At 71.7% G+C, this 12,385-nt stretch carries 9 protein-coding genes and 1 pseudogene; 4 read left to right on the plus strand and 6 right to left on the minus strand.

Annotated features, from left to right (window positions below; all coding sequences use genetic code 11):
* Nucleotides 1-24: 24 nt before the first annotated feature.
* Both purU and ACFVWW_RS17625 read right to left on the minus strand, forming a co-directional pair.
* The gene (gene purU / locus ACFVWW_RS17620) at nucleotides 25-921 is read right to left on the minus strand and encodes a formyltetrahydrofolate deformylase (protein WP_384178882.1); all 897 of its coding nucleotides are present in this window, start codon (nucleotides 919-921) and stop codon (nucleotides 25-27) included.
* Between the two features lie 72 nt (nucleotides 922-993).
* The gene (locus tag ACFVWW_RS17625) at nucleotides 994-1,440 is read right to left on the minus strand and encodes a hypothetical protein (protein WP_384179079.1); all 447 of its coding nucleotides are present in this window, start codon (nucleotides 1,438-1,440) and stop codon (nucleotides 994-996) included.
* A gap of 174 nt (nucleotides 1,441-1,614) precedes the next feature.
* On the opposite strand from ACFVWW_RS17625, the gene ACFVWW_RS17630 reads away from it, so the two are divergent.
* Nucleotides 1,615-2,895, plus strand: a complete 1,281-nt coding sequence (locus ACFVWW_RS17630; RefSeq protein WP_386878653.1) for an ABC transporter substrate-binding protein — start codon at nucleotides 1,615-1,617, stop codon at nucleotides 2,893-2,895.
* 49 nt (nucleotides 2,896-2,944) lie between these two features.
* On the opposite strand, the gene ACFVWW_RS17635 is transcribed toward ACFVWW_RS17630, so the two are convergent.
* The gene (locus ACFVWW_RS17635) at nucleotides 2,945-4,597 is read right to left on the minus strand and encodes a hypothetical protein (RefSeq protein ID WP_386878652.1); all 1,653 of its coding nucleotides are present in this window, start codon (nucleotides 4,595-4,597) and stop codon (nucleotides 2,945-2,947) included.
* Nucleotides 4,598-4,891: 294 nt separating this feature from the next.
* A complete protein-coding gene (locus ACFVWW_RS17640) occupies nucleotides 4,892-6,274 on the minus strand; it encodes a transcriptional regulator (RefSeq protein WP_384178876.1) in 1,383 nt (460 codons plus the stop codon).
* A 300-nt stretch (nucleotides 6,275-6,574) separates the two neighbouring features.
* Here ACFVWW_RS17640 and ACFVWW_RS17645 point away from each other — a divergent pair, with 300 nt between their 5' ends.
* The 3 genes and pseudogenes from ACFVWW_RS17645 (at nucleotide 6,575) to ACFVWW_RS17655 (ending at nucleotide 9,896) form a co-directional block, all read left to right on the plus strand.
* Nucleotides 6,575-7,261: a bifunctional DNA primase/polymerase gene (locus tag ACFVWW_RS17645; RefSeq protein ID WP_384179077.1), complete on the plus strand. Its 687-nt coding sequence runs from the start codon at nucleotides 6,575-6,577 to the stop codon at nucleotides 7,259-7,261.
* 38 nt (nucleotides 7,262-7,299) lie between these two features.
* Nucleotides 7,300-8,202, plus strand: a pseudogene (locus ACFVWW_RS17650) (ABC transporter ATP-binding protein); the annotation flags it as partial.
* Nucleotides 8,202-9,896 carry a transporter gene (locus tag ACFVWW_RS17655; protein ID WP_386878650.1) on the plus strand — a complete coding sequence of 565 codons (1,695 nt, stop codon included), beginning with the start codon at nucleotides 8,202-8,204 and terminating at the stop codon, nucleotides 9,894-9,896. The pseudogene ACFVWW_RS17650 and the gene ACFVWW_RS17655, both read left to right, overlap by 1 nt.
* 58 nt (nucleotides 9,897-9,954) lie before the next feature.
* Here the strand turns inward: ACFVWW_RS17655 and ACFVWW_RS17660 are convergent, their stop codons facing one another.
* Entirely contained in the window at nucleotides 9,955-10,821 is an 867-nt protein-coding gene (locus ACFVWW_RS17660) for an alpha/beta fold hydrolase (RefSeq protein ID WP_384179075.1), read from the minus strand.
* A 700-nt stretch (nucleotides 10,822-11,521) separates the two neighbouring features.
* Nucleotides 11,522-12,214, minus strand: a complete 693-nt coding sequence (locus ACFVWW_RS17665; RefSeq protein WP_384178871.1) for a metal-dependent transcriptional regulator — start codon at nucleotides 12,212-12,214, stop codon at nucleotides 11,522-11,524.
* Nucleotides 12,215-12,385 lie beyond the last annotated feature (171 nt).

Consider the following 12,385-nt stretch of genomic DNA (forward strand, 5'->3'; position numbering starts at 1 on the left):
CGATCCGATCCGATCCGGGGAGGGTCAGCCGAAGACCACCGTGCGGTGCCCGTTGAGCAGGATCCGGTGCTCCGCGTGCCACTTCACCGCACGCGCCAGCGCCTGGCACTCCACATCGCGGCCGATCGCCACCAGCTGCTCCGGCGTGACCTGGTGGCCGACGCGCTCGACCTCCTGCTCGATGATCGGCCCCTCGTCGAGGTCTGCCGTCACATAGTGCGCCGTCGCGCCGATCAGCTTCACCCCGCGCGCATGCGCCTGGTGGTAAGGCTTCGCGCCCTTGAAGCTCGGCAGGAAGGAGTGGTGGATATTGATGATCCGGCCGTTCAGCTGCTTGCACAGATCGTCCGAGATGACCTGCATGTAGCGGGCCAGCACCACCAGCTCGACCCGCTCCGCGCGGACCAGCTCCAGCAGCTCCGCCTCCGCGGCCGCCTTGGTGTCCCTGGTCACCGGGATGTGATGGAAGGGGATGCCGTACGAGGCGGCCAGCTCGGCGAAGTCCGTGTGGTTCGAGACGACCGCCACGATCTCCACCGGCAGCGCGCCGGTGCCGGCCCGGAAGAGCAGATCGTTCAGGCAGTGGCCGAACTTGCTGACCAGCAGGACGATCCGCATGCGCTCCTCCGCGCGGTGGATCTCCCAGTCCATCCGGAAGGAGTCACCGATGGCGGCGAAGCTCGCCCGCAGCTTCTCCACGGTCACCGGAGCGTCCGCCGAGAAGTGCACCCGCATGAAGAAGAGACCCGTGTCGTGGTCCCCGAACTGCTGGCTGTCCTCGATATTGCAGCCGGTCATGAAGAGATAGCTCGACACGGCGTGCACGATGCCCTGTTTGTCCGGGCAGGACAGCGTCAGGACGTACTGGTCGGACGGGGCGGCGGCGGGCCGCCGTGAGGTCGGCTGCGGAGCGGTGCTCATGACCCCAGAGGATCCCACACCTGCCACGCGCGGCCCGGAATCCGCCGGGCTCACGCCGCCCGCGTCATGAGCTCACGCCGACCGCGTCATGATCCGCAGCGTATCCAGCGACGTCGGCACCACGTCCGGGTCGTCCCCGTCGCTCGCCGCCAGCCGTACGTGCGCCTCGCGAGCCGCACGTACCGCCTCCGGCCAGCCATGATGCTCCAGATAGGCCGAGACGGGGGCGTCCGCCCCGACCTGGTGCATGATGCGCAGCACCCGGAGCACGGCGAGGTCGACGAGGGCGGCCTCCCCGGAGTCACGGAAGATCGTGCCGACGTATTTCTCGGCGGACCAGTTGTCCAGCCAGGTGTCCTCGACCAGCCGGTACACGGCGTCGGTGACGTCGCCGTACCCCTCGCGGCCGGCCAGCCAGTACTCCTGGTGGAAGACGGGATCGGAAAGCATGTGCAGCGCCGAGCGCACATTGCTGCGCCAGCGCCACCACGGCATGTCATTGAGCGGCATGCCGCCCATGGTGGGGGAGCGACGGGCGCGACGGGAAGAGTTCTCGGAACCTTGCTGCACAGTCCTCGACTTTACGGTCCCCGCGGAGGCGACGGTCCGGGCCCCCGTAATTCACCTCCGCGTCACCCGCCGTTGAACCATGCTCACTCCCGCGTTACTCGGGAGCCGGAAGTCTTCAGGACTATGACCGTTCGGCGACGCTCCTCGTGCCCACGTCCTTTCCCGGCCGGTGCGATACGCGCCCTGTGTACGGCGGTGGCCGGAGCCTCGCTCCTCACCGGCTGCGGTGTCCTCCCCGGCACCACGGGGGGTTCCCGGGAACCGGTCACGGTCATGACCTGGGCGCCGTCCGGCACCAATGCCACGAATCTGCCGGGTATGCCGGCCATGGCCAAGGCGTACGCCCGCTGGGTCAACGCGTCCGGCGGTATCGACGGCCACGAGCTGCGCGTCCTCACCTGCAACGAGCACAACGACACCGCGGGCGCCGCCACCTGCGCACGCCGGGCGGTCAAGGAGAAGGCCGTCGCGGTCGTCGGCTCGTACAGCCAGCACAGCCGGGAGTTCATGGCGCCGCTGGAGGCCACGTCCATCCCCTATCTGGGCGGGTACGGGATCACCGAGGAGGAGTTCTCCAGCTTCCTCTCCTACCCCGTCAACGGCGGCCAGGCGACGCTGCTGGCGGGCAACGGCCGGCAGCTGGCGCGCGGCTGCGAGCGGACCGCGCTGGTACGGCCCGACACGATCACCGGCGACGACCTTCCCGGGCTGCTCAACTCCGGCCTGAAGCAAGGCCGTCGCGGTCCCGCCGCCGACCTCCGCGCGGCGGAGGACGCGACCGACTACACCGGTGCGGCCGAGCAGGCGCGCGAGCGCGCGCAGGACGGTGGCTGCGTCACCGCGGTGCTCGGCGACCGCACGGAGACCTTCTTCGACTCCTTCCGCCGGGTTCCGGACGACGGCCGGGAGATCAGGGTCTCCTCGGTACTCGGCAGCGTCGGCCAGTCGCTCGTCGACCGTACGGGCGGCAAGAGCGGTCCCTTCGAGGGCGCGTACCTCACCGGCTGGTATCCGGTGGCGAGCGATCCGGCCTGGAAGCCGATGCGGAACGTGATCGAGAAGCACGCCTTCGGGGATGACGACATCGACCCGGCCAACCCCGGGGTGCAGACCACCTGGATCGCGTACACCGCCCTCAAGAAGGTCGTGGAGTCGATCAACGACAGCGTGATCACGCCGGGGAAGATCATGGACGCGCTCGACCGCGGTGTACGGGTGGACACCGGCGGCCTCACACCACCACTGCGCTGGCGCTACGAAGACATGCTGGGAGCACCGGGCTTCCCGCGCATCGTCAACGCGGACGTGACCTTCCAAGTGGTGCGCGCGGGACGACTCGTGGCAGACAAGAAGGGATTCGTCGACGTGGGCGAAACCCTGGGCGACACGACACACACGCCATAGCCAACCGCACCGCCCCCGGCGTCCCCCGGGAGGGGACGCCGGACAGGGCCTAAAGCTGTGTCGGTGCCCGCTTTGTGAGGCCGTACTCCGTCGCGATGCCGTTCCAGAGTCCCGAGGCCTTGTTCTTCGCCGCTGTGGCCTCGCCGCTTGCCCGGTCGCCCTGGGCGGACTGCTGGGTCCTGCGTGCCTGGCCGTCCTTGCAGCCCTTCTTGCCCTTGACCTGATTGGCCCACTGGGCGTAGCGGTCGTCCGCCGTGGCGGATGCCTGCCAGGCCTCGGTGAGGGAGGACGCCAGCTCGCCGTTGTTCGGCAGCTTGTCGATCGACAGGTCCTTCAGCCGCGTCACCAGGCCGCGGCGCTGCTCGGCGGCGGCGTGCAGATCGGTTGCCGCCTGGTCGAGGTTCTCGCAGGACTTGATGCTGTTGACCGCGCTGATCACGGAGGCGCGGCTGTCGTTGCTGTCCGCGAGCAGCTTGTCGAGCGATTCGGCCTGCGGCTTCGCCGGGTCGGGGGCGGTCTGCGTGGCGGGTTCTGTGGCGGGTGAACTCGCCGACGCGACGGGCTGCTTGCTGTCGCCCTGCTTGCTGTCGTCCCCGCCGCTCATCAGCGCGCCCGCGCCCAGGCCGAGGACGGCGCAGCCGACGACGACGCCCGCGATCAGCGGGGTGCGCGACGACTTGCGGCGGCCCGCGCCGCGGCCCTGGGGCTCCTGCGCCGCCCGTCCCGGGGGGTCGTACGAGCCGCGCTGCTGCTGGCCGTACGGAGCCGCCGGCTGCTGACCGTACGGGGCGGCCTGCGGCCGGCCGTGCGGCTGGGGGCGGCGGCCCGCGTCGAACTGGGGCAGCTGCTGCGTCGAGTCCGCGCCCTGCCCGCCGCCGGGTCCGTCCGTACGGAAGAGGTTGTCGAACTCCGGGGGCGGCTGCCGGTCGCCGGGGGCGCCGGGCCGGATGCCGTACGGAGCGCCCGGGGGCGCCGCCGGGATGTCGTGCGCGGGTACGGGCGCGATGTACTGCGTGGCGTCCGCGTCCCCGCCCTGCGGGGCCGGCGGTGTCGGCGGCAGGAACTGGGTGGCCTCGGCCGCGCTCTCGGGCGGCAGCATGCCGGGACCGGGACCGGGACCGGGGCCCTGCGGGACCGGAGCGATGAACTGCGTGGCGTCCGCGTCGCCCATGGCGGGCACGGGCGGCAGATACTGCGTGGCGTCCGCGCTCCCCGGCAGCGGCGGCTGCGCGGGCAGCGGCAGCGGCTGTCCCTGCGCGTACTGCTGCGGATCCTGCTGGTACGGCCGGCCCTGCGGCAGCTCGTGGTACGGCTGGCCCTGCGGCAGCTGGTGCCCCGGCTGGTACGGCCGGCCCTGCGGCGGCTCGTATCCCTGGACCGGCGGCAGCGGAGCGCCGTACGAGGCGCCCTCCGGCGGTCCGTACGACTGGGCACCCTCCGGCGGTCCGTACGACTGAGCGCCCTCCTGGGAGCCGTACGGCTGCGGCGCGGCGTCCGGCGCCTGGCCGTACCCGGGCTGCTCCTGGCGGCCGTCCTGCGGGCCCCAGGGCTGTCCCCACGGCTGCCCGCCCGCCGGAGCGGGCTGCTCCGCGGGCGTGCCGGGGATCCAGGGCTCACTGCCGTCGCCGGGCAGCACGACGCCTTCGTGCGCGGGCCGAGCGGCGTGGTCGTGCCGCTCATCCCCTTGTCCGCTGTGCGTCACCGGGACTCCTACGTGTGGAACGTGTGGACCTACGGAACCGTCGGCTCACGCTACCGGGTGAATCGAGACCTCTGCCACGCGCCTCGATCCAGTAACAGCCTGCCCCCTCAAGGCGCTGTTATCGGAGCTGAATCCACCCGTCCCCACCCGTACTTGATCACGATCACACGGTCACCGCGATGCCCCCGTGGCGCCCCCACATCCTCCTCACTCCGCCCTCACGGGCCCCCGTACGCGGCCGCCCGCCCGCGCCCTCCCGATCCGTCGTGTCTCCGTCACGCCGTCATGTCTCCGTCACGCCGCCTGAAGCTCCAGCCGTGCGGCGAACTCGCGCACCGCGGGCTCGTTCCCATACGGCTCCAGCCGCTGCTGGAGATCGTCGAGATACTCCGCGCCCCGGCTGGAGCGCAGCGTCCCGAGCAGCTCCACCGCGCGGGTGCCGGTGTGGCACGCCTGCTCCACCTCGCGCTGCTGGACCTGGGCCGTGGCCAGCAGGACCAGGCCGATCGCCCGACGCCGCGCCCGGGTCTCGGGGTGGCCCTCCAGCGCGTCCGAGGCATGCCGGCCGGCCGCCTCCGGCTGCCCCAGGTCCCGGTAGCAGTGCGCCAGCTCGTCGGCGAGATAGGCGCGGTCGAAATGCCCGATCCAGTCCGGGTCGTCGCCCGACGCGTCGTCCGCGCGCTCCAGACTGGTGACCGCCTTGCCCGCCACCGCCTCGCAGGTGCGGGTGTCGCCCATCAGCGCATGGCCACGGGCCTCGGCCGCGTAGAACATCGCCTCCGCGCGCGGGGTCACCTGCCCGCGCGCGCCTTCCTGCGCCGCCCGCGCCAACTGGGCGATCTCGCGCGGGTTTCCGAGCTGCGCGGCGAGATGGCTCATGGACGCGGCCAGCACATACCCGCCGTAGCCACGGTCCCCCGACGCCTGCGCGAGCCGCAGCGCCTGGATGTAGTAGCGCTGGGCCAGACCGGGCTGGCCGGTGTCGACCGCCATATAGCCGGCCAGCTCGGTCAGCCGGGACACGGCGGCGAAGAGCCGGCGGCCGACCGCTTCCCGGTACGCCCCCGACAGCAGGCCGGACACCACGCTGTTCAGGTAGTGGACGACGACCGGCCGGACATGACCGCTGCCGAAGCGGTGGTCCAGTTCGATCAGCGCGCGGGTCATGGCCCGCACCGCCTCGACGTCCGCATCCCCCACCCGCGCGCCGGTGTTGCGCGCGACGGTCGAGTCGGTGGCCGTGATCAGCCAGTCCCTGCTGGGCTCCACGAGCGCGGAGGACGCGACCGAGGAACCTGACAGGAAGTCACGGCGGCCCACATCGCTGCGCCACAGCTCGCAGACCTGCTCGATCGCGCCGAGGACGGTCGGCGCGAACTGGAGGCCGACGCCCGAGGCCAGATTCTTTCCGTTGGCCATTCCGATCTCGTCGATCGTGACCGTACGGCCCAGTTTCCGGCCCAGCGCCTCGGCGATGATGCCCGGAGCGCGGCCGCGTGGCTGCTGTCCGCGCAGCCAGCGCGCCACCGATGTCTTGTCGTAGCGCAGATCGAGCCCGCGTTCCGCCCCGACCATGTTGACCCGCCGGGCGAGCCCGGCATTGGAACACCCGGCTTCCTGGATGAGCGTCTGAAGTCTTTCGTTCGGCTGGCGCGCGACGAGAGGCCTGGCTGCCAATGGATACCCCCTGGTGCCGCAGTGATCAACTCAGTGATAACTGCCCGGCTGATATGCAGAGAATGCGCACGTTCGGCGATAACGGAACTATTCGAGGATTTTTCCGAAACATCGGTGAAATACGGCCAGTTTCCGCGCCGTACTTCCCACATGTTGTCGGACCCCCGGGGGTCGCTACCCGGATACCGCGCCACCGCGTCGTGCGCGCCCCCGCCCATGCATCCGTGCGCCCCGCATGCGGGATCACTGTGGCGCGGCGGGGCACGGCGCCGCCCGTAACCCGTGGTGGTGGCGGGAGTTGTGTTGTTCGTGGAAGAGACCATCGGAGTGACGGACACCGGACACATCCCCAAGCAGCGGGGCACCCTGCTGCTCGACAGCGCGGTGCGGTACGCGGAAGAGCGGCACTGGGACGTGTTCCCCGGCGCCTGGCTGGAGCCGGTGGAGGGCGGGGAGGAGTGCTCGTGCGGCCGGTTCGACTGCGCCTCCCCGGGGGCGCACGCGACCAGGCCGGACTGGGCGACCCAGGCGACGGGCAGCGCCGTCGTGGCGCGCAGGCTGTGGACGATGCAGCCCAAGGCGTCGATCCTGCTGCCGACGGGACGCACCTTCGACGCGCTCGACGTACCGGAGTCGGCCGGCTTCCTGGCGCTGGCCCGGATGGAGCGGATGGCCGTGATGCTCGGCCCGGTGACCTGCACCCCGGACCGGCGGATGCTGTTCTTCGTGCTGCCCGGCGGTGCGCTCAAGGTGGACGGACTCGTGCGGAAGCTCGGCTGGGCGCCGGCGACAATCGATCTGGTCGCGCGGGGTGAAGGGCAGTACGTGGCGGCCCCGCCGACCCGGGTCGGCGGCAGCGGCGCGGTGCAGTGGGCCTGCCGGCCCACGCCCGCGAACCGCTGGCTGCCGGACGCGGCCGAGCTGATCTGCCAGCTGGCATACGCCTGCGGCCGGGACGCCGCCGCCAAACGGGCACGGCGTACATAAGGTGTCCCTGTAGATACGGACACCGAAAGGCAGTCGCCATGCCGGACCAGGCACGGGAACAGACACCGGACCGGGCGCCGGACGGAGCGCCGGACCGAGCACCGGCGCCGGCCGGGGCGCGGAGTGCGGCGCCGGCCGAGGCGGGCGGCGCGGCGCCGGCCGAGGCGGGCGGCGCGGCGCCGCCCGCCGTACGCGTCGAGGGGCTGTGGAAGCGCTTCGGCGAGCAGATCGCCGTCGCGGGCATCGATCTCGAACTGCCCGCGGGCCAGTTCATCGGCCTGGTCGGGCCGAACGGCGCGGGCAAGACCACGACCCTGTCGATGGTGACCGGCCTGCTCCGGCCCGACCAGGGACGGGTGTGGGTCGCCGGACAGGACGTATGGCGCGACCCCGTCGAGGTCAAGGCGCGGATCGGCGTCCTGCCGGAGGGTCTGCGGCTCTTCGAGCGGCTCTCCGGCCGTGAACTCCTCGGCTACACGGGCCGGTTGCGGGGGCTGCCGGGCGCCGAGGTCGACAAGCGGGCCACCCAGCTCCTCGACGTACTGGACCTGGCGGGCGCGCAGCACAAGCTCGTCGTCGACTACTCGACCGGGATGCGGAAGAAGATCGGCCTCGCCGCCGCCCTCCTCCACAACCCCGAAGTGCTCTTCCTGGACGAGCCGTTCGAAGGGGTCGACCCGGTGTCCGCGCAGACGATCCGCGGGGTCCTCGAGCGCTACACCGGCTCCGGCGCGACCGTGGTCTTCTCCAGCCATGTGATGGAGCTGGTCGAGTCGCTGTGCGACTGGGTCGCGGTGATGGTGGGCGGCCGTATCCGCGCGCAGGGCACGCTCGCGGAGGTACGGGGCGAGGCGGCATCCCTGCAGAACGCCTTCCTGGAACTGGTGGGCGCGCAGGGGCGCGACACCGGCGAAACCCTGGACTGGCTGGGCGGCGCCCGATGAGCGGTACGGCGGCGACCACCGCCACCGGCACCGAGGCGGGGACCACCGCGCGCGCCACGGCGGGCGCCCCGGCCGGCACGGCCACGCTGGCGCCCGTCTTCGTACGGCTGAAGCTGTCCCTGCTGCGCAACGGGCTGCGGCAGTCGTCGGGCCGGCGGGCCGCGTACATCATGTCCGTCGTCGTGACCCTGCTCGTCGCGGCGGCGCAGCTCCTCGGGCTGATCGTGCTGCGCGGAAACGATCACGCGGGCACGGTCGTCGTGATGCTGACCGCCGTGCTCGCCCTGGGCTGGGCCGTGATGCCGCTGTTCTTCTCCAGCGGCGACGAGACGCTGGACCCGACCCGGCTGGTGATGCTGCCGCTGCGGCCGCGCCCGCTGACCGCGGCGCTGCTCGCGGCGTCGCTGGTGGGCATCGGGCCGCTGTTCACGCTCTGTCTGGTGGTCGGCTCGGCGGTGGCGACGGCGCACAGCGCGGTGGCCGCGCTCGTCTCGGTCGTCGCCGTACCGCTGGTCCTGCTGCTGTGCGTGGCGCTGGCGCGGGCGGTCGCGACGGCCAACATCCGGCTGCTGACCTCGCGCAAGGGCCGCGATCTGGCGGTCCTGAGCGGTCTGCTGATCGCGGTGGGCATCCAGGTCGTGAACTTCGGCGCGCAGCGGCTCAGCGACGCGGGCGGGCTCGCGGCGCTCGCCCCGGTGGCCCGGTTCGTACGGTGGCTGCCGCCGGCGTCGGCGATCGGCGCGGTGGACTCGGCGAGCGAGGGCGCGTACGGCCGGGCCGTGCTGCAACTGCTGCTGTCCGGCGTCGCGCTGGTGGCGGTGATGTACGTGTGGCAGCGGTCGATGGTGAAGCTGATGACGGCCCCGGACGGCTCGACGCTCGCTGCGGCCGAGCCGTCCCGCAAGGAGTCGGGGCGAGGGCTGGGACCGGCGCTGGCCCGGCTGCTGCCGGGACGGCTGCGGGCGGAGGGGCGAACGGGCCCGGTGGTGCTGCGCAGTCTGCGGTACGTGTGGCGCGACCCGAAGACGAAGGCGGCGTGGGTGACCTCGCTGGCCATCGGTCTGATCGTGCCGCTGTTCAACGCGCTTCAGGGCACCGGCACGATCTACTTCGCGTGCTTCGCGGCCGGCATGCTCGGCGTCCAGATGTACAACCAGTTCGGCCAGGACACCTCCGCCTTCTGGATGGTGGCCCTGACGATCTCCTCGACGCGGGACGCCTACCTCGAACTGCGGGCGCGGGCCCTGGCGCTGCTGGTGATCACCCTGCCGTACTCGGCGCTGGTCACGGCGGCCACGGCGGGCCTGCTGGGCGACTGGCGGGCCCTGCCGGAAGCGCTCGGCCTGTCCTTCGCGCTGCTCGGCGCGATGCTGGCGACGGGCGCGGTGTCCTCGGCCCGCTTCCCGTACTCGATCCCGCAGGACAGCACCTACAAGAACGTGGCACCGGGGCAGGCGGGTCTGGCCTGGCTCTCCATCTTCGGCGGCATGCTCGGCGCGGCCCTGCTGTGCGCGCCGGTGATCGCGCTGACGATCTGGCTCCATGTCTCGGATGCGGACGACTGGACCTGGCTCCTGCTGCCTGTCGGCACGGTGTACGGCGCGCTGGTCACCGCGGGCGGTCTGCGCCTGGCGGCCCCCCGGACGGCGGCGCGGCTCCCGGAGATCCTGACGGCGGTCAGCAAGGGGTGACGGGGTGGGCGGGGAGGGGAAGCGGGCCGGCGCCCCGCACGTCCGCCCCGCCCGTCGCTCAAGGCGTCAGCACACCGTCCAGGAAAGGCTCGATCACCGCTCTCCAGGCCTCCGGCTGGTCGTAGTGGACCAGGTGGCCGGCGTCCGTCACGTCCGCGTACTGGCCGCGGGGGAGCACGCGGACCATTTCCTGGGCCTCCGCGCGGCCCAGATTCCCGTCGAGGCCGCGGACCACCAGGGTGGGGCACTGGACCTGGGCCAGTTCCTCCCAGTGCGCGTTGTAGAACCAGGCCTTCCGGGACATCAGCATCTGGCGGCGCGAGAAGACCGGGCGCCAGCCGTCGGCTCGCTCCACCATGATCTCGGCGAAGAACTCACCGCGCGCCGGCGTGGGGCGCTCCACCCAGGGGTCGTCCTCGGCGAACCACTTCCGTACGTCGGCGAGCGTCGCGAACGGGACCGGCCAGGCGCGGAACCAGTCCTCCCATTCCCGCTGGGACGCCGCGCCCAGCGCCGAGGCGCGCATGTCGCAGATGATCAGGGCCCGGACCAGATCGGGGCGCTTGGCGGCCAGCTGCCACGCGGTGAGGGCGCCCATCGAGTGGCCGATGAGCGTCACGGGCGCCAGCCCGAGCTGCTCGATCGCGGCCTCCGCGTCGGCGACGTACGCCTCGCGCGTGAACGGACCCTCCGCCGGTTTGTCGCTCCGGCCATGACCTCGCTGGTCGAGCGCGACCGCCCGGTGCCGCTCGGCCAGCCAGCGCGCCGTGGAGGCCCAGTGCGAGGCCTGGCCCATGAGTCCATGGAGCAGTAAGACACCTGAGGCCCGCTCCGGCTCGCCGCCCTGCGCGGGCGGGTCGGCAAACTCCTCCCAGGCAGCGAGACGTACGCCGTCCGCTCCGGTCACGTCGATGCGCTGCACCATGCGTTCCGGCACCCCCTTCGATCCTGAGTGGTCGGTCCTGAGTGGTCGGTCGGTCCTGAGATCGGTCCAGAGTCGTCGAGTCGGATTCCGGCCGCGGCCCGACTCGGTACGGCCAGCCACGCCAGACTATCGAACTCCTATTCGAAAACCTGGTTCCCACTCGCAACACCGCTCGTTCGAGTGACCCCGCTCAAGGATTGCCGGACGCCGCCGAGGGGAGATCTTCTCCGGGAGGCGGGCCGATCGGGGATGACGGCCCGAGGGGACTGACCCTGGGAGCTCGGGGCTCCGGGTCAGCGCAGGGGAGGACAGGCTCCGGTGCCGCGAGGTGCCGGAGCCTTCTCCGTACAGGGAATACAGGCCGTACCGCAGGCGCGACGCACAGTGCCCACACCCGTACAGGCGCATAACCCTGCTCCCCTCCCCTACCGTGGGGCCGAGCCCCCGGCCGGCGCCCTCAGGTCATATGCCTCAGCTATAAGCGTGGCATGCGATCCGCCCGGCCGCTGCCGTTCGGCGGAAGCGCTTTCATCCTCAGCCGGAAATCGCCTTCACGCCCGTCACCTTCACACCGGACCCCGCCGTGGACTCCCCCGCCCCGGCGGACCCGGGCGCCCCCCACGCCCCGGTCGTCAACCCCGTACCCCGCGCAGAGCGCTAAGCGGTCAGCGCTCAGCAGTCAGTGCTCAGCGCTCAGTGCTCAGCGCTTGGCCACGAAGACATGCGAGGCCACTTCGGCCTGCAGCTCCGCCGCCTCGCCGCTGCTCCCGACCAGCACGCCGCCCGGGGACTCCGTCACGCTCACCACGGACCCGGGCTGCACGCCCGCGCGCCGCAGCGTGTACATCAGCTGGGCATCGGTCTGGATCGGCTCGCCGATCCGCCGCACCACCACCGTCTTGCCCTCCGAGCCCGGATCCAGATCGGCCAGGCTCACCATCCCCGCGTCCAGGAACGGGTCGGCCTCCGCCTTCTCGCCCAGCTCCGCCAGGCCCGGGATCGGGTTGCCGTACGGCGACTCCGTCGGGTGACGCAGCAGCTCGAGCACCCGCCGCTCCACCGCCTCGCTCATCACATGCTCCCAGCGGCACGCCTCGGCATGCACCTGCTCCCACTCCAGGCCGATCACATCGACCAGCAGACACTCGGCGAGCCTGTGCTTGCGCATGACACGGGTCGCCAGTCGGCGCCCTTCCTCCGTCAGCTCCAGATGCCGGTCGCCCGCGACCTGCACCAGACCGTCGCGCTCCATACGGGCCACGGTCTGGCTGACCGTCGGCCCGCTCTGGTCGAGCCGCTCGGCGATCCGGGCGCGCATCGGGACCACACCTTCCTCTTCGAGCTCGAGGATGGTGCGGAGATACATCTCCGTCGTGTCGATCAGTCCGGACATTCGTGCCCCTCGAATAAATCGTGCGCTGGCCCTGACCCAATTCTGACGCATACCACCGACAACCGTGCCGTGCCGGAGGAAGCCGAAGCGGCGAGGCGTGCCGTAAAGCGTCGGGCAGGTGTCGAGTAGGTGTATTGACAGAGCAATGGTCCAGACCTCAACGTGATCCGC

This window comes from Streptomyces sp. NPDC058198 (assembly GCF_042882605.1).
Classification (GTDB): Bacteria; Actinomycetota; Actinomycetes; order Streptomycetales; family Streptomycetaceae; genus Streptomyces.

Excerpts from the sequence above, each read along its gene's own strand:
- ACFVWW_RS17665 (WP_384178871.1), bottom strand. The coding sequence starts at position 12,214 with ATGTCCGGACTGATCGACACGACGGAGATGTATCTCCGCACCATCCTC.
- purU (WP_384178882.1), bottom strand. The coding sequence starts at position 921 with ATGAGCACCGCTCCGCAGCCGACCTCACGGCGGCCCGCCGCCGCCCCG.
- ACFVWW_RS17660 (WP_384179075.1), bottom strand. The coding sequence starts at position 10,821 with ATGGTGCAGCGCATCGACGTGACCGGAGCGGACGGCGTACGTCTCGCT.
- ACFVWW_RS17630 (WP_386878653.1), top strand. The coding sequence starts at position 1,615 with ATGACCGTTCGGCGACGCTCCTCGTGCCCACGTCCTTTCCCGGCCGGT.
- ACFVWW_RS17655 (WP_386878650.1), top strand. The coding sequence starts at position 8,202 with ATGAGCGGTACGGCGGCGACCACCGCCACCGGCACCGAGGCGGGGACC.
- ACFVWW_RS17625 (WP_384179079.1), bottom strand. The coding sequence starts at position 1,440 with ATGGGCGGCATGCCGCTCAATGACATGCCGTGGTGGCGCTGGCGCAGC.